The sequence below is a fragment of the Streptomyces sp. NPDC051740 genome, assembly GCF_044453165.1.
Lineage (GTDB): Bacteria > Actinomycetota > Actinomycetes > Streptomycetales > Streptomycetaceae > Streptomyces > Streptomyces atrovirens.
Genome location: NZ_JBITCL010000016.1, coordinates 136,170 through 155,271 on the forward strand (window position 1 = coordinate 136,170; position 19,102 = coordinate 155,271).

The following is a 19,102-nucleotide window of genomic DNA, read 5'->3' on the forward strand; positions in this document are numbered from 1 at the left end:
CCGTACCCTACCGAGCCGCGGGTGACGGGGAGGGCGCCGGTCGGACGAGCGAACCGGTCAGCGGCGCTTCTGCCGCCTCCAGGGCCCGGTGATGGCGAGCATGATGCCGGGTTCCTGGATGTTGGCGTAGAGGGTCTTGCCGTCGGGCGAGAAGGTCACGCCGGTGAATTCGCTGAACTCCGGCTCGTCCTCGGTGCCGATGTTCAGTTCGTTGCGGGCGATGGGGTAGGTGCGTCCGCTGTCGGTGGCGCCGAACAGGTGCTGCACGCCGTCGCCGTCCTCGGCGATGATCAGACCGCCGTACGGTGAGACGGTGATGTTGTCGGGGCCGTCGAAGGCGCCGTCCTCCGCCGGGTTCCGGTCCACGCCGAGCAGGACCTTCAGGGTCAGCGTGCGGCGCCTGGGGTCGTAGAACCAGACCTGGCCGTCGTGCTGCACGGGGCTCTCCTCGCGGGCGTACGAGGAGACGATGTACGCCCCGCCGTCGCCCCACCACATGCCCTCCAGCTTGCGGGCGCGGGTGACCTCGCCGTCCTCGAACTGCTCGCGCACGTCGACGGTCCGCGCGTCGCGGTCGGGCACGTCCACCCAGTCGACGCCGTACACCGTGCCGGTCCTCGTGGCGCGGGAGAGGTCGTCGACGTACCGGCCGCCGGAGTCGTAGCACCTGGGTGCCTGGAGGACGCCGGCGTCGTCGGCGAGGGTGCGCAGGGTGCCGGGGCCGTAGCGGAAGCCCTCCGGCGGGGTCCAGCGGTAGAACAGGCCGTTGGGCTCGTCGGCGTCCTCGGTGAGGTAGGCGTGGCCGCGCCCGGTGTCGATGACGACGGCCTCGTGGTCGTAACGGCCGAAGAACTTCAGCGGCTTGGGGTCGCGGTTGGCGCGCCGGTCGGCGGGGTCGACCTCGAAGACGTAGCCGTGGTCCTTGGTCATGCCGTTCTGGCCGGCCCGGTCGGAGTTCTCCTCGCAGGTGAGCCAGGTGCCCCAGGGGGTGGTGCCGCCGGCGCAGTTGTTGGCGGTGCCGGAGATGCCGACCCACTCGGCGACGCTGCCGTCGGGGCGGACCTCGACGACCGTGCAGCCGCCGGGCGCGGCCGGGTCGTAGACCAGGCCCTCGGTGAGCGGGACCGGGAACTCGGTCTCGTCGCGCGGGCCGTCCATCTCGTGGTTGTTGACCAGGAGGGTGCTGCCGCGCGGGCCGGGGAAGGCGGCCGTGCCGTCGTGCTCGGCGGGCGTGAACTCCCCCGATTCCAGCCGGGTCCTGCCGCTGTGGGTGAGGACGCGGTAGGTGAACCCGGCGGGCAGGGCGAGGAGTCCGTCCGGGTCCGGGACGAGCGGCCCGTACCCGACCCCGCCGTGCCGCCCGGCCGCTTCTCCGGCCCCTTCGTCCGCGCTCCCGGTGTCGGCGGCCGCGAGGGCGTTGGGCGCGGAGGCGAGGGCGGCCACACTGCCGGCCAGCGTGACACCGGCGATCGCGGACGTCCTGGTGAAGTCCCTGCGGGTGAGCGACATGCTGTCTCCTGTGACGTGGCTGGACCGTGGAGGGTGGCGATCCCCGTGCGCCCGCCACGCTCCCGCCCATGCCTGAACGCCGGTTGAACACCGGGGGTCACGGTGGTTCTCCCTTCCGTGAACCGCCCGGGCCCCGCACGGCACCGTCCACCGGACCCGCCCCGCACCGTCCACCGGACCCGCCCCGCACGGCACCGTCCACCGGACCCGCCCCGCATCGGGCGCCCCGCGCGGCACCGGGCGTTCGTGGCCACCGCCGCGCGTGGATTTCCCCGCCCCCGCCGCCCGACCACAGGTCACGCGAGTGCGAGGGGAGGGACGGCGCTCAGCTCCCGTGCTGCGACCGGGCCTTGAACGCCGCCTTCCGCGCTTCCTTCGCGATCCGCTTGTCGGGGTGCAGCCGCCCCATGGCCTCCAGCACGTCCGCGGTGGCGGGGTGTTCCACCCGCCAGGCCGTGTCGAAGAAGCCGCTGTGCTGCCGTGCCAGCCCCTCCACCAGGGAGCGCAGTTCCTCGGAGTTGCCCTCGGCGGCGAGCTGGGCGGCGACCGTGTCGATGGTCAGCCAGAAGATCAGGGCCTCGGACGGCGGCGGTACGTCGGGCGCCCCGTGCTCGGCCAGCCACACCCGGGCCAGCCCGCCGAGTTCGGGATCGTCCAGCACCTCCCGCAGCGCGGGCTCCGCCGCCACGCCGACCAGCGACAGCGCCTGCTGGCACCGCAGCCGCCGCAGCGGCGCGCCCTGGTCCGCTCCGCGTGCCGCCGCCAGCAACTCGCGTGCGGCCTGGAGCGGATCACGCCGGTCCAGCCACTGCTCGGTCTCCGCGTGGGCGGCGGCCGGCGGGAAGACGGCGGTGCCGTCGAGCAGCGCGTCCGCGCCCTTGTCCGCGAGGTCACCGACGGCCGGTGCCTCGAACCCGGCCTCCAGCAGCCGGGCGCGCAGTCCGTACAGTCCGAGCGGGGTCAGCCGCACCATGCCGTAGCGGGCGACGTCGGTGTCGTCGACCGGCGCGGCGGGCTCCTCGTCGGCGTCGGCCATCAGCGCCTCGTCCACCGGCCGGTACTCCACGAGCCCGACCGGCTCCAGCATCCGGAACTGGTCGTCCAGCCGCATCATCGCGTCGGAGACCTGTTCCAGGACGTCGTTGGTGGGTTCGGCCATGTCGTCGGGCACGATCACCGACGCGGCCAGCGCGGGCAGCGGCACCATCGTCCCGTCGGCGTCCTCCCCGCCCACGGTCAGCAGGTAGAGGTTCCCGAGCACGCCGTCCAGGAACTCCGCCTCGGCCTCCGGGTCCCAGTCCAGCGCGTCGAAATCGATCTCCCCGGACCCCTCCCCCTCGGCGATGGCGTCGACCAGCCCGCCCAGGTCCGGAACGCTCGCGTCACCGAGGACCGTCTCCAGGGCCGTGAGCCACACCCCGAGCACGTCCTGCGGCGAGCCCCCGGTGAGCACCCCCAGCTCGTCCCCGGCGGCGACGGTCCCCTCCTCCTCGTCGACCACCTCGACGAGCCCGGCGTCCACGGCGACGCGCCAGGCCTCACTGGCGTCGGCGGCGGCGTCCTCCCCGGTCAGTCCCAGCTCCGCGGCAGCCGCCGGCAACTGCTCGTCGACGAGCCCGGCACCGGCGTCGACCCGGGTGTCCGGTCCGGCCCAGCGGGCGAGCCGGGCGGCCCGGGAGAGCACCGGGGTGGACAGGGCGTCGCGCGCCAGCTCCGCTTCGGGGTGCAGCCGCGCGGGCGGCAGGGTGGAGCTGTCTGACATCGGCTGTTTCTCCTAGGCCTCTCACGACTCGGCCACTCAGCCTAGACGGATTTCCACCCATGCCGCCCGCTTCATCTCCCCTTCAGCGGGCGTACATGGCCGAAACCTTGACAAGTGGCGGGGCCTGACAGGAGATTGACGCGCGTAGAAGAGGGTGGGTCACACGTCCCCGGAGGGAATCCCGTTGCCGAGAAAGTCCGCGCGTCTCGCCGCGCTCACCGTCGCCGCCGCATGTTCCGCGGCGTCCACCGTCGTCCTCACGTCGCCCGCGCACGCCGACACGGTGCGCGTCCATGACATCCAGGGCGACACCCGCACCTCACCGCTGGCCGGACAGCAGGTCACCGACGTGACCGGAATCGTCACCGGCATCCGCACCTACGGTTCGTCCCGCGGCTTCTGGATCCAGGATCCCGCCCCGGACGCCGACCCGGCCACCAGCGAGGGCGTCTTCGTCTTCACGGGCTCCACCCCCAGGGGTGTCGCCGTGGGCGACGCCGTCACGGTCTCCGGCACGGTCTCGGAGTACGTCCCCGGCGGCACGTCCTCCGGCAACCAGTCCCTGACGGAGATCACCCGCCCGGCCTTCACGGTCGTCTCCAGCGGCAACCCGCTGCCGGCCGCCACCCCCCTCGACGCGCGTTCCGTCCCCGCCGCCTACACCCCCGAGCCGAACGGCTCGGTCAACGCGCTCCCCCTGCGCCCCGCCGAGTACGCCCTGGACCTCTACGAGTCGCTGGAGGGCATGAACGTCCAGGTCTCCGACACGCGCGTGGTGGGCGCCACCGACCCGTACACCGAACTCTGGGTCACGGTGAAGCCGTACGAGCACCGCAACCGCCGGGGCGGCACGGTCTACGGCTCCTACGACGCCCAGAACACCGGCCGTCTCCAGATCCAGTCGCTGGGCAAGGCGTCCGACTTCCCCGACGCGAACGTCGGCGACACCCTCACCGGCACCACCGCGGGCCCCCTGGACTACAACCAGTACGGCGGCTACACCCTCGTGGCAAGCGAGCTGGGCACCCTCGAGAGCGCGGAACTGAGCCGCGAGACGACCCGCGGACAGCGCACCACCGAACTGGCCGTCGCCACCTACAACGTCGAGAACCTCGACCCCTCCGACGACACCTTCGCCGCCCACGCCGCCGCGATCGTGAACAACCTCAAGTCGCCCGACATCGTGTCCCTGGAGGAGATCCAGGACAACAACGGTGCCACCGACGACGGCACGGTCGCCGCCGACCTGACGATGGCCAGGCTGATCGACGCCATCGAGGCGGCGGGCGGCCCCCGCTACGACTGGCGCTCCGTCGACCCCGCCGACAAGCAGGACGGCGGCGAACCGGGCGGCAACATCCGCCAGGCCTTCCTCTTCAACCCCGCGAGGGTCTCCTTCACGGACCGCGCCGGCGGCGACGCCACGACCGCCACCGACGTCACGAAGGTCCGCGGCAAGGCGGCCCTGACCCTCTCCCCCGGCCGCGTCGACCCGACGTCCGAGGCGTTCGACAACAGCCGCAAGCCGCTCGCCGGTGAGTTCACCTTCCGGGGCCGCACGGTCATCGTCATCGCCAACCACTTCGCCTCGAAGGGCGGCGACCAGGGCCTGACCTCCCAGTACCAGCCCCCGGCCCGCAGCTCGGAGACCCAGCGTCACCTCCAGGCCGAGGCCGTCCACGACTTCACGGCGAAGATCCTCAAGACCCAGAAGAACGCCGACGTGGTGGCCCTGGGCGACATCAACGACTTCGAGTTCTCGGAGACGACGGAAATCCTCGAAGGCAGGGGCACCCTCTGGTCGGCGATCAAGTCCCTCCCCCGGTCCGAGCGTTACTCCTACGTCTACCAGGGCAACAGCCAGGCCCTGGACCAGATCCTGATCAGCCCGTCCATCCGTCGCGGCACCTTCACGTACGACAGCGTGCACGTCAACGCGGAGTTCCACGACCAGATCAGCGACCACGACCCGCAGGTGCTCCGCTTCCGGCCGTAGGGAGGAGCAGCCGCCCACGGCGGTGAGGGGACGGGGCGGGGGTACCCGCCCGCGGCGGCCGGCGCGTCGGCCCGGGCACATGCGAGCGCCCGGTTCCGCGCCGGACCGAGGACGGGCACCCCCGACCCGGCCCCGCCCCACAAAGCTCCCCTGGGCGCTGCGCACGCCCCGCCGAACCGAGAGCCGCGCCCCGGGCGGAGGTGGAGGCGGAGACGCTCAACAACGATGGCGCCGCACCATCACCGCACCCGCCACGACCGCGACCACCGCGCCGGCGATCACCGCCGGCTTCCGGTACCGCGCCCCGACCTCCCCGGCATGGGCCGCACTGCTCCGCATCTGCACGGTCATCGCCCCGGCCCGGTCCCGAAGGTCGTCGGCCCGCGCCCGGGCCCGCGCCTTCACATCCATTTTCCCGGCCAACTCCTCCACGGTGTCGCCGAGTTCATGCCGCGTTCGCTCGATCTCCCGGCGCAGCTCGTCCGGCCCTTTGGCCCCGCGCCCCGTAGCCGCGGCCTCCGCGCCCGCATCCACATGGGCCCCCGACGGGGCCCCCGCGCGCCTCACGTCGTGCGTCATCGGTGCGCCCTTCCCTTGATCTCCTCGACATCGGCCTTCACGCTGCCCATGGTCCGCTCGGGTTTGGGCGGCGTGGCCCGGCGCAACTGCCCACGACCGGCAAGGGCGAGCACACCGGCGATGGCGAACAGCAGCCCTGTGACGATGAGCGCCGCCGCCCACAGCGGCAGCACCAGGTCCAGCGCGGCGACACCCGTACCGGCCAGCGCGAGCAGCCCCGCATAACCGAACGCCCCCGCCGCACCCAGCATCCCGCCGCCGCGTCCCGCGCGGCGCCCCTTCTCCGCCAGCTCCTCCTTGGCGAGCGCCACCTCCTGCCGTGCGAGCCGGGAGATCTGTTCGGTGGCCTGTCCGACGAGCTCACCCACACTGTGCTCGTCGCGAACCGGCCGTCGCTCGATGGTTCCGGTCACGATGCGCCTCCTCTCGGGTCGGGAACCCCGAGTACCCCCACGGCACCGGCGCTATCCATCAAGCAACGCTTACCGGTAATGACCACGACATTTAAGTAGACCTTCACCACCCACCGCCGGACACTACCCCCATGACCCCACCCCTGGGCCGCACCCTGTGCGCGATGATCACCCCGTTCACCCCCGCCGGCGCACTCGACCTGGACGGCGCCCAGCACCTGGCCGACCACCTGGTCACCCACGGCTGCGACGGCCTGGTCCTCTCGGGAACCACGGGCGAGTCCCCCACCACCACCGACGCGGAGAAGTCGTCCCTCGTCAAGGCGGTACGCCAAGCCGTCGGCACCCGGGCGACGGTCGTCGCGGGCGTCGGCACCCCCGACACGGCCCGCACCGCACAACTGGCCCGCGAGGCGGAGAAGGCCGGCGCGGACGCCCTCCTGGTGGTGGCCCCGTACTACAGCAGACCCCCGCAGGACGCGATCGAGGCCCACTTCCTCACCGTCGCGGAGGCCACGGGCCTCCCCCTCGCCCTGTACGACATCCCGTCCCGCACCGGAGTCCGCGTCGAACCGGACACCCTCCTCCGCCTGGCGGAGCACCCCCGCGTCAAGGCGGTCAAGGACTGCTCGTACGACTTCCTGGCCGCCCAGAAGGTCATGTCCCGCACCGACCTCGCGTACTACGCGGGCTGCGACGAACACAACCTGGCCCTCTACGCGGTGGGCGCCGCCGGCTGTGTCAGCACGGTCGCCAACGTGGCCCCTGCCCACATCCGCGCCGTGCTGGACGCCTTCGACGCGGGCGACACGACGAAGGCGGCCCGCCTCCAGCACCGGGCCACCCCCCTCATCGAGGCGATGATGTCGAACGGCCTCCCCGGCACGGTCACCGCGAAGGCCCTCCTCACCACCCTGAACCTCCCCGCGGGCCCGGTCCGCCCGCCCCTGAGGCCCGCCGACCGGAAGACGACCGACGGGCTCAGAGCGGCACACGCGCTCCTGACGGAACTCGACTAGAACCGCCGCTCGACGAAGACCGGCTCCCACTCCACCGTCTCGAACGCCTCGTCCGGCTCACGCACCCCGCTGAGCGGTACGACCTTCTCGCTGCCGATGGTGACCAGCACCAACCGCGGCCGGTACTCCTCCGACCCGGGAGCCCGCTCCCAGGCGATGAGCCGCCGGTCGTCCACCCAGGCGAGCAGCTGCGCCCCGCGCACCCGGGCGACCTCCTCGCCCGTGTACGGATCACGGATCTCGGACCAGGACGTGTCCTTGGCCTCGGCCGTCAGACCGAGCGCGGCCAGCTTGCCGTCGGGGGACAGCCGCGCGGAGACGTCGGACCGCAGGTGCCGTTCGTTCGCGGGCGCGGGAACCGTGTCCCCGTCGAGGTCGTGGAACTGCTGCAGTCCGTCCTTGCCCCCGACGACCTGCGAGTACACGAGCCGGCCGTCCCGGGAGAACGCGAAGTCCTGCCGCCCGTTGATGTCCCGGCGGTCCGCGACCGGGCTCCAGTCGCCCCGGCCGTCGGCCACGTCCAGGACGTAGAAGCCGCTCCGGGACGAGTAGCTGCCGAACGGCGACACCCAGGCCACGTCCCCGGAGGAACCCTTCACTCGCGTGATGAGATCGGGGTGTTCACCGTAGGTCGTGGCGACGAGCCTGCTCCCGTCGCGCGAGTAGGCGAGGCCGCCGACTCCGCGGTCGACGGCGATCCACCGGTCGACGCGTCCCGAGGCCAGGTCGAGGATGCCGATCCTCCAGGCGGGCAACGTCCGCTCCAGTACGGCCGCGGTACGCGCACCGGGCGCCACGGCGACGAACGACCACCGGTCGTCCTTCTCGTACGTCCCGGTCTCCGGGTCGAGCAGCCAGTAGGTACGGGTCAGCACCCCTCGGTCGCCCGACCGGACCGCGGGCTCCGCCGTGTAGTAGGCGGCCAGCACGGACCGCCCGGCCGTGATCGCATCGCGCGGCGGCGACTGGTCCGGGTGCGCGGAGACGCCGTTCCCGTCCAGGACGGAGGCGGGACGGACGTCCTCCTTCCCGGTGTCCAGCAGCGGCACGCCGACAGCGACCGCGACGACGGCCGCCACGGCGGCGGCGACGGCGACCAGCCCGCGGACCCGGCGCCGCCGCCGTAGCGCCAGCACCCGGTCGGCGAACCCCGGTCCGGGCGTGGTCAGTTCCGCCGCCTGTTCACGCAACGCGTCACGCACGAGTTCGTCGACGTTCACGACCGCACCTCCACGGGCGAGTAGTCACCGGACGGCCGCCGCTCGGCCTCGGACCGGCCGAGGGAGCGCAGTTCGGGCGCGAGGGCGCGCAGCCGGGCCAGGGAACGGTGGGTGGTGGACCGTACGGTGCCCACCGAGCAGCCCAGGACGCGGGCCACCTCGGCCTCGGGGAGGTCCTCGAAATAGCGCAGTACCAGCATGGTGCGCTGGCGCGCGGTCAGCCGGGCCAGCGCGCCCCGCATCAGCAGGCGCAGTTCCGCGTCGGCCGAGGCGGCGTCCCCGTCCGTACCGGGTTCCGGCGGTTCGGCCACGCTGAGTTCACGCCCGCGCCGTTTCAGCCGCCAGCGGCTGATCTGCTGCCGGTAGAGGATCTGCCGTACGTACGCCTCGGGTTCGTCGATGCGGTGCCAGCGGCCCGCCGCCTTGATCAGCGCGTTCTGCAGCAGGTCCTCGCCCGCGTGCCGGTCGCCGCCGCTCAGCAGGACGGCGGTCTTCAGCAGTGCGGGCGACCGGTTCGCCACGAACTCCCGGAAACTCTCCTGCGCTTCGGCATCCATCGTCACCTTCTTCTCTTCACCCGGGAGCGGGCCCTGTGTCCGCTCCCCGCGCCCCTATGGACGCGCGCGGGCGGCTCCCGCTATGCCACCGCTCGGCGGCTTCACGAAAAAGAACGGGCCGGACCGCACCGCGTTCTCACGCGGTGCGGTCCGGCCCGGCGGAGCGACCCCTCAGTCCCAGGCGTACCCGTCCCCGAACAGCAGGGTGTGTTCCAGTACGTCCTCGGCGGGGTCGTCGACCTGACCGACGTTGGCGTTGATCAGTCCGACGCGGTGACCGTTGTGGGAGGCCGTGTTGGTCTCGTCCGCGTGTGCGGAACTGGCCAGTGTGCCGCACAGCATCAGCACGGCCACCACTCCCATCACTCCGACCGCACAGCGGAGCACGCCCCCCACCCACTCGTTCGTCATCGCCCGTTCGTCCCCATTTCTGTATGTCAGTCGTCCCGGCTTCTGATCGGACCCTGTGTCCACCCGTTCATCTGCCAAAACGACCCCGAAGTCACGGGGAGTAACCCGTACGAGAGCGTACGGGTGTGACGGCCGGCTCAGTTGTGGCTGTGCAGGACCTCGTTCAGGCCGCCCCAGACCGCGTTGTTCGGGCGGGCCTCGACCGTGCCGGTGACGGAGTTGCGGCGGTAGAGGATGTGGGAGGCGCCGGACAGCTCACGGGCCTTGACGACCTCGCCGTCGGGCATGGTGACGCGGGTACCCGCGGTGACGTACAGGCCGGCCTCGACCACGCACTCGTCACCGAGGGCGATGCCGACGCCCGCCTCGGCGCCGACCAGGCAGCGCTCACCGATGACGATGCGCACGTTGCCGCCGCCGGAGAGGGTGCCCATGGTGGAGGCGCCGCCGCCGATGTCGGAGCCGTCGCCGACGACGACGCCCGCGGAGATGCGGCCCTCGACCATCGACGTGCCGAGCGTGCCGGCGTTGAAGTTGACGAAGCCCTCGTGCATGACGGTGGTGCCCTCGGCGAGGTGCGCGCCGAGCCGTACGCGGTCGGCGTCGGCGATGCGGACGCCCTTGGGGGCGACGTAGTCCGTCATGCGGGGGAACTTGTCGACGGAGGTGACGGCCAGGTGCAGGCCCTCGGCGCGGGCGTTGAGCCGCACCTTCTCGAGGTCGTCCACGGCGACCGGGCCGAGGGAGGTCCAGGCGACGTTGGCGAGGTGGGCGAAGATGCCGTCCAGGTTCTGGCCGTGCGGCCGGACCAGGCGGTGGGAGAGCAGGTGGAGGCGCAGGTAGACGTCGTGGGCGTCGACGGGCTTCTCGGCGAGCGAGGAGATGACCGTGCGGACCGCGACCACCTCGACGCCGCGGCGGGCGTCCGGACCGACCGCCGCGGTGGCGCCGCCGCCCAGGAGTTCCGCGGCCTGCTCGGCGGAGAGCCGCTCGGTGCCGGACGGGCCGGGCTCGTCGGCCAGTACGGGGGCGGGGAACCAGGTGTCGAGGACGGTGCCGTCGGCGGCGACGGTGGCGAGGCCGGCGGCCACCGCGCCGGAGGTGCTGTGAGCAGTCGTGTCGGTCATGAGGGCAACCTAACCAACCGGTGCCCACGGACGCGAACCGGTACGGACCACGTCTCAGCGTGCGGTCCACACGAACGGCGGACCCACCGGAAGGCGGCCCCTCCGGGGCGACGCGCACGCCGCGAAACAGCCCGCCCGAAGCGACACGCACACCACCGGACAGCCCCGCCCGAAGCGACACGCACACCACCGGACAGCCCCGCCCGAAGCGACACGCACACCACCGGACAGCCCCGTCCAAGGCGCGGCACACACGTCTGGATGGACGCCAGCACGCTCAGCGTGAACGACAGCCCCGCCCGAGGCACGGCACGCACCACCACCGGACAGCCCTCCCGAGGCGACACACCGGTCAGTGCGCCCCGCCCAGGTTGAGCACCACCACCCCGGCGATGATCAGCGCGATACCGCCGGCCTTGGCGACGGTGAGCCCCTCGCCCATGAACATCGTGCCGATCACCGCGATGGCGGCCGTCCCGACCCCGGACCAGATGGCGTACGCCGTCCCGACCGACAGGGTCTTCAGGGTCTGTGCGAGCAGGGCGAACGCCACCAGGTACCCGGCGACGGTGACGACCGAGGGCCACAGCCGGGTGAATCCCTCGCTGTACTTCATGGCGGTCGTCCCGACCACCTCCGCTGCGATGGCTCCGGCGAGCAGTGCGTACCCCATGACGTGATCGTAGCCAGGGGCGACGACACGCGAAGCGGCCCCCGGCATCACGCCGGGGGCCGCTCGGCCGGACCACTCGCTCAGACGTTGAAGCCCAGCGCCCTCAGCTGCTCACGGCCGTCGTCCGTGATCTTGTCGGGGCCCCACGGCGGCATCCAGACCCAGTTGATGCGCAGCTCGCTGACCAGACCGTCCGTGGCGGACTTGGCCTGGTCCTCGATGACGTCCGTCAGCGGGCAGGCCGCGGAGGTCAGGGTCATGTCGATGGTCGCCACGTTGGAGTCGTCGACGTGGATGCCGTAGATGAGGCCGAGGTTGACGACGTCGATGCCCAGTTCGGGGTCGACGACGTCCATCAGGGCCTCGCGGAGCTCCTCCTCCGAGGCCGGCTTCATCTCCAGGGTCTCGCTCATGCCGTTGTCCTTTCGGCGTCGGCGCCCAGCGCCTGGGCCGTCGCGTCCTTCCACGCCATCCAGCTGAGGAGGGCGCACTTCACCCGGGCCGGGTACTTGGACACCCCGGCGAACGCGACCGCGTCCTCCAGGATCTCCTCCATCGCGTCGTCGGGCTCGATCTTCCCCTTGGACTGCATCAGTTCCAGGAAGGTCCCCTGGATCCGCTGTGCCTCGGCGAGGTCCTTGCCGACCAGCAGGTCGTTCAGCACGGAGGCGGAGGCCTGGCTGATGGAGCAGCCCTGCCCCTCGTAGCTGACGTCGCTGATCTTCGTGCCGTCGTACTTCACGCGGAGCGTGATCTCGTCACCGCACGTCGGGTTGACGTGGTGCACCTCGGCGTCGCCGTCCCTCAGACCACGCCCGTGCGGGTTCTTGTAGTGGTCCAGGATGACGTCCTGGTACATGGAGTCCAGCTTCACGCCTCAGCTCCTCATCCGAAGAAGTTCCGTACGTGCTCCAGGCCGTCGACCAGTGCGTCGATCTCGGCCGGCGTGGAGTACAGATAGAACGACGCTCGCGTGGTCGCAGGAATTCCGTACCGCAGGCAGACGGGCCGCGCGCAGTGGTGGCCGACCCGGACGGCGATGCCCTGTTCGTCGAGGACCTGGCCCACGTCGTGCGGGTGGATGTCGCCGAGCGTGAACGAGATCGCCGCGCCCCGGTCCTCGGCCGTGGCGGGGCCGATGATGCGCAGGTCCGGGACCTCGGCCAGGCGCTTGACCGCGTACTCGGTGATGGCGTGCTCATGGGCGAGGATCTTGTCCATGCCGATGGCCGACAGGTAGTCGATCGCCGCGCCGAGACCGACCGCCTGGGCGATCGGCGGGGTGCCCGCCTCGAACTTGTGCGGGGCCGGCGCGTAGGTCGACGAGCTCATCGACACGGTCTCGATCATCTCGCCGCCGCCGAGGAACGGGGGCAGGTCCTCCAGCAGTTCCTGGCGGCCCCAGAGCACGCCTATGCCGGTCGGGCCGCACATCTTGTGGCCGGTGAAGGCCACGAAGTCGGCCTGGAGGGCCTGGACGTCCAGCGGCATGTGCGGCGCGGCCTGGGAGGCGTCGACGCAGACCAGCGCGCCGACCTCCTGGGCGCGGCGCACGATCGCCTCGACCGGGTTGACCGTGCCCAGGATGTTGGAGACCAGCACGAAGGAGACGATCTTCGTCTTCTCGGTGATGACCTCGTCGATGTTGGAGAGGTCGAGCCGGCCGTCGTCGGTCAGCCCGAACCACTTCAGCTTCGCGCCGGTGCGCTGCGCGAGCAGCTGCCACGGCACGATGTTGGAGTGGTGCTCCATCTCCGTGATGACGATCTCGGTCTCGTGGTCCACCCGGTAGGGCTCGTCGGCCCAGCCGAGCATGTTGGCCACGAGGTTGAGCGACTCGGAGGCGTTCTTGGTGAAGATCACCTCGTCACGGCTCGGCGCGTTGACGAACTCCGCGACCTTGTCGCGCGCGCCCTCGTACAGCGCCGTGGCCTCCTCGGCGAGCACATGCACACCGCGGTGGACGTTGGCGTTGTAGCGCTCGTAGTACTCGCTCAGGGCGTCCAGCACCTGGCGCGGCTTCTGCGAGGTCGCCGCGTTGTCCAGGTACACGAGCTTCCGGTCGTCGTGGACCAGACGGTCCAGGATCGGGAAGTCCTTGCGGATCGCCTCGGTGTCGAGGAGGCCCGGCAGCTGTGTCACTCGGATGCGCCACCCTTCGTGTCGACTCCGTCGTGCTTCGTGTATGCCTCGTATCCCTCGTTCTCCAGCTTGTCGGCGAGCTCGGCGCCGCCGGACTCGACGATCTTGCCGGCCGAGAAGACGTGGACGTAGTCGGGCTTGATGTAGCGCAGGATGCGCGTGTAGTGCGTGATCAGCAGCGTGCCGACCTCGCCGGACTCGCGGACGCGGTTGACACCCTCGGAGACGACGCGCAGGGCGTCGACGTCGAGGCCGGAGTCGGTCTCGTCGAGGATCGCGACCTTCGGCTTGAGCAGTTCGAGCTGGAGGATCTCGTGGCGCTTCTTCTCACCGCCGGAGAAGCCCTCGTTGACGTTGCGCTCGGCGAAGGCGGGGTCCATGTTGAGGCGCTCCATGGCCTCCTTGACCTCCTTCACCCAGGTGCGCAGCTTGGGGGCCTCGCCGCGGACGGCGGTGGCGGAGGTGCGCAGGAAGTTGCTCACCGACACACCGGGGACCTCGACCGGGTACTGCATCGCCAGGAACAGGCCGGCGCGGGCGCGCTCGTCGACGGACATCTCCAGGACGTCCTCGCCGTCGAGGGTGACGGTGCCGCCGGTGATCGTGTACTTGGGGTGACCCGCGAGGGAGTAGGCGAGGGTCGACTTGCCGGAGCCGTTGGGGCCCATGATGGCGTGCGTCTCGCCCTGCTTCACGGTCAGGTCGACGCCCTTGAGGATCTCCTTCGTGGCGTTGTCGGCCTCGACGGTGACGTGCAGGTCTCGGATTTCAAGCGTTGCCATGGGTGCCTCAGGACTCCTGGGTGAGGGAGACGAGCACGTCGTCCCCTTCGATCTTTACGGGGTATACGGGGACGGGGCGCGTCGCCGGAAGGGCGTCGGGCTTGCCGGAACGGAGGTCGAAACGCGAGCCGTGCAGCCAGCACTCGATGTGGCAGTCGTCCACCTCGCCCTCCGCGAGGGAGACGTTCGCGTGCGAGCAGATGTCGTGGATCGCGAACACCTCCCCCTCGGTCCGCACGATGGAGACCGGCGTGCCGTCGAGTTCCACCCTTTTCGGGGTGTCCTCCTCCAGCTCGCTCAGCCCGCAGGCGCGTCGGTACGTCATGCGACCGCCGCCTCCAGCTCCTCCTCGATCTTGGCGATCAGGCGCTCCTCGATGTCCGGGACGCCGATCTGCTGGACGAGTTCGGCGAAGAAGCCGCGGACCACCAGGCGGCGGGCGTCCTGCTCGGGGATGCCGCGGGCCATCAGGTAGAAGAGCTGCTCGTCGTCGAAGCGGCCGGTCGCGGAGGCGTGGCCGGCGCCGACGATCTCGCCGGTCTCGATCTCCAGGTTGGGCACGGAGTCGACGCGGGCGCCGTCGGTGAGGACCAGGTTGCGGTTCATCTCGTAGGTGTCGGTGCCCTCGGCCTTGGCCTCGATGAGGACGTCACCGATCCACACGGCGTGCGCTTCGTCGCCCTGGAGCGCGCCCTTGTAGGCGACGTTGGACTTGCAGTGCGGCACGTTGTGGTCGACGAGGAGGCGGTGCTCCTGGTGCTGGCCGGCGTCGGTGAAGTACAGGCCGAACAGCTCGGCCTCGCCGCCGGGGCCGGCGTACGTCACGCGCGGGTGGAGGCGTACGACGTCGCCGCCGAAGGTGACGATCACCGACTTGAAGGAGGCGTCCCGGCCGACGAGGGCGTCGTGCTGGGCGGCGTGCACCGCCTTGTCGTCCCAGTCCTGGACGGAGACGACGGTGAGCTTGGCGCCGTCGCCGAGGACGTACTCGACGTTGGCGGCGAGCACCGCGTCGCCGGTGTGGTCGATGACCACGACGGCCTCGGCGAAGGCGCCGAGCTCGATCACCTGGTGGGCGTAGGCGGTGCCGCCCTCGCCGTGCACCGCGATGCGGACCGGCTCGGTGAGGACGGCCTCCTTGGGCACGGTCACGACCGAGGCCCGCTCGAAGGCGGAGTACGCCTGGGCGGCGACGCGGTCCACCGGGGTGCCCGCGCGGCCGAGCCGGGCGTCGTCGCGGCCGACGGTCTCGACGGTGACGCCCTCGGGCGCCTCGACGGTGACCTTGACGCCCTCGCCGGTGGCGGTGGCGGTGCCGTCGTGCAGGCCGCGCAGCCGCTCCAGCGGGGTGAACCGCCACTCCTCCTCGCGGCCGTGGGGGACGGGGAAGTCCGCCACGTCGAAGGAGGGGGGCGCGCTCATGCGGGTCGCGACGGTCGACTCCGCGGCGACCGCGATCGAGCCCGCGGTGGTGGAACCCACGGGGATGTTCTGAGCCTCAGCCATGGCTGTCGTAGTGCTCGCTTTCCTTTGCGTAAGGGGCTTGACGGAACGGCGCTGGTGCTTAGCCGACCGCGCCTTCCATCTGCAGCTCGATCAGCCGGTTGAGCTCGAGCGCGTACTCCATGGGCAGTTCCTTGGCGATCGGCTCGACGAAGCCGCGCACGATCATCGCCATCGCCTCGAACTCGCTCAGGCCGCGGCTCATCAGGTAGAAGAGCTGGTCCTCGGAGACCTTGGAGACGGTCGCCTCGTGGCCCATGGACACGTCGTCCTCGCGGACGTCCACGTAGGGGTAGGTGTCCGAGCGGGAGATGGTGTCGACGAGCAGCGCGTCGCAGAGCACGTTGGACTTGGAGCCCGGGGCGCCCTCGCCGATCTCGATCAGACCGCGGTAGGAGGTACGGCCACCACCGCGCGCCACCGACTTGGAGACGATGTTGGACGAGGTGTTCGGGGCCATGTGGACCATCTTGGCGCCCGCGTCCTGGTGCTGGCCCTCGCCGGCGAAGGCGATGGACAGCGTCTCGCCCTTGGCGTGCTCGCCCATGAGGTAGACGGCCGGGTACTTCATCGTCACCTTGGAGCCGATGTTGCCGTCGACCCACTCCATGGTCGCGCCCTCGTAGGCCACGGCGCGCTTGGTGACCAGGTTGTAGACGTTGTTCGACCAGTTCTGGATGGTCGTGTAGCGGCAGCGGGCGTTCTTCTTGACGATGATCTCGACGACCGCGCTGTGCAGCGAGTCCGACTTGTAGATCGGGGCGGTGCAGCCCTCGACGTAGTGCACGTAGGCACCCTCGTCGACGATGATCAGGGTCCGCTCGAACTGGCCCATGTTCTCGGTGTTGATCCGGAAGTAGGCCTGGAGCGGGATCTCGACGTGCACGCCCGGCGGGACGTAGATGAAGGAGCCGCCCGACCACACGGCGGAGTTCAGCGACGCGAACTTGTTGTCGCCGACCGGGATGACCGTGCCGAAGTACTCCTTGAAGAGCTCGGGGTGCTCCTTCAGGGCGGTGTCGGTGTCGAGGAAGATGACGCCCTGCTCCTCCAGGTCCTCACGGATCTGGTGGTAGACGACCTCCGACTCGTACTGGGCGGCGACACCGGCGACGAGGCGCTTCTTCTCGGCCTCCGGGATGCCCAGCTTGTCGTAGGTGTTCTTGATGTCCTCGGGCAGGTCCTCCCAGGACTCCGCCTGCTTCTCCGTGGAGCGCACGAAGTACTTGATGTTGTCGAAGTCGATGCCGGAGAGGTCGGAGCCCCAGTTCGGCATGGGCTTCTTCTCGAACAGGCGCAGGCCCTTGAGGCGGAGCTTGGTCATCCACTCCGGCTCGTCCTTCTTCGCGGAGATGTCCCGGACGACGTCCTCGTTCAGGCCGCGGCGCGCCGACGCACCGGCCTCGTCACGGTCGGCCCAGCCGTATTCGTAGGTGCCCAGACCCTCCAGCTCGGGGTGGGCAGTCTCCGTGGGGAGAGTCATGCGGGGTTCCTCCCGGACGTGCTTTCAGATGCGTGGTGGGAAATCTTGGGGATGAACGTCGTGCAGACGCCGTCGCCGTGCGCGATGGTGGCCAGTCGCTGCACATGCGTACCGAGAAGCTCGGCGAAAAATTCCGTCTCGGCCTCGCAGAGCTGCGGAAACTTTTCGGCGGCGTGGGCGACCGGGCAGTGGTGCTGGCAGAGCTGCTCACCGACCGGCGCGTTGCGCGCCGTCGCAGCGTACCCGTCCACGCTCAGGGCCTTGGCCAGGGCTTCCGTCCGGTCCTCGGGGGCCGCGGCCTCGACCGCCTTGCGGTAGGCGTCCGCCTGGGCGGCGATCCGGGCGCGGGCGAACGCGGCGATGGCCTCGCCGCCGCCCTCCCGCTCACCGATCCACCGCAGGGCGTCCAGGGCCAGTTTGTCGTACGACTGGTCGAAGGCGTCCCGCCCGCAGTCGGTGAGGGCGAAGACCTTGGCCGGGCGCCCGCGCGTGCGCGCGCCGTAGACGCGCCGCTCGCGGGCCTCCACGACGTTGTCGGCGGCGAGCGCGTCCAGGTGCCGGCGTACGGCCGCCTGGGTGAGACCGAGCCGCTCGGCGAGCTCGGCGACGGTCGACGGGCCGTGGTCCAGGATGGAGCGGGCGACGCGGTTGCGGGTGGACCGCTCACCGGTTGCCAGTTCCTCGTGGGGAGGCTCCGTCGGATAGTCGCCGTTTTTCACAACGCCATTGTTGCGTAATTCTTCCGAGCCGGGCAACCCGCGCCCGGACGGCCCCGAGGTGCGCTGCATCACTTAGGTAAACCTAATTGACCTGCGGAAACGATCTTTGATCGATCAGACCCGCGGGGTCCGGGTGCCGCCTCCGGAACACTCGGCGGACCTGCCCGCACCCCCTCCGACCGGCCCTCTTGTCACGTGGGGAGGAGTTCCCGCACCCGGCGCCCCGACGCCCCGGCCGCCTCCCTAGACTCGTGACCCATGCGAAGTGAGCCCGTGGTCCAGGTGCAGGCCCTGGTGAAGCGGTACGGCACGAAGACCGCGGTGGACGGCCTCGACCTGGTGGCCCGGCAGGGCGTGACCGCCGTGCTCGGCCCCAACGGGGCGGGCAAGACGACCACGGTCGAGACCTGCGAGGGGTACCGGCGGCCGGATTCCGGCACGGTGCGCGTCCTGGGCCTCGACCCGGTGAAGCAGTCGGCGGCGCTGCGGCCCCGCGTCGGGGTGATGCTCCAGTCCGGTGGCGTCTACTCGGGCGCGCGGGCGGACGAGATGCTCCGCCACGTGGCGAAGCTGCACGCGCATCCGCTGGACGTGGACGCGCTGATCGAGCGGCTCGGGCTCGGGTCCTGCGGCCGTACGTCGTACCGGCGGCTCTCCGGCGGCCAGCAGCAGCGGCTCGCGCTGGCGATGGCCGTGGTGGGGCGCCCGGAGCTGGTGTTCCTGGACGAGCCGACCGCCGGCCTCGACCCGCAGGCCCGCCGCGCCACCTGGGACCTGGTCCGGGATCTGCGCGCGGACGGCGTCTCCGTCATCCTCACCACCCACTACATGGACGAGGCCGAGCAGCTCGCCGACGACGTGGCGGTCATCGACGCCGGCCGGGTCATCGCCCAGGGCTCCCCCGAGGAGCTGTGCAGGGGCGGCGCCGAGAACACGCTCCGCTTCTCCGGACGGCCGGGACTGGACATGGCGTCCCTGCTGAAGGCCCTGCCCCCCGGCTCCTCGGGCGCCGAGGTGGCCCCGGGCACGTACAGGGTCGTCGGCGAGGTCGACCCGCAGCTGCTCGCCACGGTGACGTCCTGGTGCGCGCAGCACGGGGTGATGCCGGACCGCATCTCGGTGGAACGGCACACCCTCGAAGACGTCTTCCTGGAGCTCACCGGCAAGGAGCTGCGCTCATGATTCCGGCCCAGACCGAGACCGGCCG

General features: G+C 71.0%; 20 protein-coding genes. 3 read left to right on the top strand and 17 right to left on the bottom strand.

The genetic code is table 11. The annotated features are described in order from the left end of the window. Positions 1-57 precede the first annotated feature (57 nt). Positions 58-1,509 (bottom strand): alkaline phosphatase PhoX, encoded by a 1,452-nt coding sequence (locus tag ACIA6T_RS25355; protein ID WP_399448755.1) that lies wholly within the window; start codon positions 1,507-1,509, stop codon positions 58-60. A gap of 325 nt (positions 1,510-1,834) precedes the next feature. Then, entirely contained in the window at positions 1,835-3,271 is a 1,437-nt protein-coding gene (locus ACIA6T_RS25360) for a hypothetical protein (protein ID WP_399448756.1), read from the bottom strand. Positions 3,272-3,455: 184 nt separating this feature from the next. Between ACIA6T_RS25360 and ACIA6T_RS25365 the strand changes: the two genes are divergently transcribed. Continuing rightward, entirely contained in the window at positions 3,456-5,267 is a 1,812-nt protein-coding gene (locus ACIA6T_RS25365) for an endonuclease/exonuclease/phosphatase family protein (RefSeq protein WP_399448757.1), read from the top strand. A gap of 216 nt (positions 5,268-5,483) precedes the next feature. Here ACIA6T_RS25365 and ACIA6T_RS25370 read toward each other — a convergent pair whose 3' ends face one another. Both ACIA6T_RS25370 and ACIA6T_RS25375 read right to left on the bottom strand, forming a co-directional pair. Next, positions 5,484-5,846 carry a DUF3618 domain-containing protein gene (locus ACIA6T_RS25370; RefSeq protein ID WP_399448758.1) on the bottom strand — a complete coding sequence of 121 codons (363 nt, stop codon included), beginning with the start codon at positions 5,844-5,846 and terminating at the stop codon, positions 5,484-5,486. Then, positions 5,843-6,259: a phage holin family protein gene (locus ACIA6T_RS25375; RefSeq protein ID WP_085574325.1), complete on the bottom strand. Its 417-nt coding sequence runs from the start codon at positions 6,257-6,259 to the stop codon at positions 5,843-5,845. Before ACIA6T_RS25375 ends, ACIA6T_RS25370 begins: the two co-directional genes overlap by 4 nt. 131 nt (positions 6,260-6,390) lie before the next feature. On the opposite strand from ACIA6T_RS25375, the gene dapA reads away from it, so the two are divergent. Next, positions 6,391-7,278, top strand: coding sequence for a 4-hydroxy-tetrahydrodipicolinate synthase (gene dapA / locus ACIA6T_RS25380; protein ID WP_399448759.1), 888 nt, complete (start codon positions 6,391-6,393; stop codon positions 7,276-7,278). Here dapA and ACIA6T_RS25385 read toward each other — a convergent pair. From ACIA6T_RS25385 to ACIA6T_RS25445, 13 genes are all read right to left on the bottom strand, one after another. After that, positions 7,275-8,498, bottom strand: a complete 1,224-nt coding sequence (locus ACIA6T_RS25385; protein WP_399448760.1) for a WD40 repeat domain-containing protein — start codon at positions 8,496-8,498, stop codon at positions 7,275-7,277. The two genes, dapA and ACIA6T_RS25385, sit on opposite strands and share 4 nt — an antisense overlap. After that, positions 8,495-9,055, bottom strand: coding sequence for a SigE family RNA polymerase sigma factor (locus ACIA6T_RS25390; RefSeq protein WP_399448761.1), 561 nt, complete (start codon positions 9,053-9,055; stop codon positions 8,495-8,497). The genes ACIA6T_RS25385 and ACIA6T_RS25390 overlap by 4 nt, the downstream gene beginning before the upstream one ends. Positions 9,056-9,226: 171 nt before the next feature. Further along, positions 9,227-9,466 carry a hypothetical protein gene (locus ACIA6T_RS25395; RefSeq protein WP_399448762.1) on the bottom strand — a complete coding sequence of 80 codons (240 nt, stop codon included), beginning with the start codon at positions 9,464-9,466 and terminating at the stop codon, positions 9,227-9,229. Positions 9,467-9,603: 137 nt separating this feature from the next. Then, positions 9,604-10,593 (bottom strand): 2,3,4,5-tetrahydropyridine-2,6-dicarboxylate N-succinyltransferase, encoded by a 990-nt coding sequence (gene dapD / locus ACIA6T_RS25400; protein ID WP_399448764.1) that lies wholly within the window; start codon positions 10,591-10,593, stop codon positions 9,604-9,606. 352 nt (positions 10,594-10,945) lie between these two features. Continuing rightward, on the bottom strand, positions 10,946-11,266 hold the full coding sequence (locus ACIA6T_RS25405; protein ID WP_385057149.1) for a DMT family transporter: 321 nt from the start codon (positions 11,264-11,266) through the stop codon (positions 10,946-10,948). An 80-nt stretch (positions 11,267-11,346) separates the two neighbouring features. After that, entirely contained in the window at positions 11,347-11,679 is a 333-nt protein-coding gene (locus tag ACIA6T_RS25410; protein WP_399448765.1) for a metal-sulfur cluster assembly factor, read from the bottom strand. After that, positions 11,676-12,140 carry a Fe-S cluster assembly sulfur transfer protein SufU gene (gene sufU / locus ACIA6T_RS25415; protein ID WP_073937087.1) on the bottom strand — a complete coding sequence of 155 codons (465 nt, stop codon included), beginning with the start codon at positions 12,138-12,140 and terminating at the stop codon, positions 11,676-11,678. Before sufU ends, ACIA6T_RS25410 begins: the two co-directional genes overlap by 4 nt. Before the next feature lie 11 nt (positions 12,141-12,151). After that, complete coding sequence (locus ACIA6T_RS25420) at positions 12,152-13,408, bottom strand: cysteine desulfurase (RefSeq protein WP_399448766.1); 1,257 nt, start codon at positions 13,406-13,408, stop codon at positions 12,152-12,154. Then, the gene (gene sufC, locus ACIA6T_RS25425; RefSeq protein ID WP_399448767.1) at positions 13,405-14,190 is read right to left on the bottom strand and encodes a Fe-S cluster assembly ATPase SufC; all 786 of its coding nucleotides are present in this window, start codon (positions 14,188-14,190) and stop codon (positions 13,405-13,407) included. The genes ACIA6T_RS25420 and sufC overlap by 4 nt, the downstream gene beginning before the upstream one ends. 7 nt (positions 14,191-14,197) lie before the next feature. Continuing rightward, a complete protein-coding gene (locus ACIA6T_RS25430) occupies positions 14,198-14,515 on the bottom strand; it encodes a non-heme iron oxygenase ferredoxin subunit (protein WP_073937090.1) in 318 nt (105 codons plus the stop codon). After that, positions 14,512-15,696: a Fe-S cluster assembly protein SufD gene (sufD, locus tag ACIA6T_RS25435; protein ID WP_399448768.1), complete on the bottom strand. Its 1,185-nt coding sequence runs from the start codon at positions 15,694-15,696 to the stop codon at positions 14,512-14,514. The genes ACIA6T_RS25430 and sufD overlap by 4 nt, the downstream gene beginning before the upstream one ends. Before the next feature lie 58 nt (positions 15,697-15,754). Next, positions 15,755-17,176: a Fe-S cluster assembly protein SufB gene (gene sufB, locus ACIA6T_RS25440; protein WP_030820938.1), complete on the bottom strand. Its 1,422-nt coding sequence runs from the start codon at positions 17,174-17,176 to the stop codon at positions 15,755-15,757. Beyond that, the gene (locus ACIA6T_RS25445; protein ID WP_399448784.1) at positions 17,173-17,964 is read right to left on the bottom strand and encodes a helix-turn-helix transcriptional regulator; all 792 of its coding nucleotides are present in this window, start codon (positions 17,962-17,964) and stop codon (positions 17,173-17,175) included. The genes sufB and ACIA6T_RS25445 overlap by 4 nt, the downstream gene beginning before the upstream one ends. 189 nt (positions 17,965-18,153) lie before the next feature. On the opposite strand from ACIA6T_RS25445, the gene ACIA6T_RS25450 reads away from it, so the two are divergent. Then, a complete protein-coding gene (locus tag ACIA6T_RS25450; protein ID WP_399448769.1) occupies positions 18,154-19,077 on the top strand; it encodes an ABC transporter ATP-binding protein in 924 nt (307 codons plus the stop codon). Positions 19,078-19,102 lie beyond the last annotated feature (25 nt).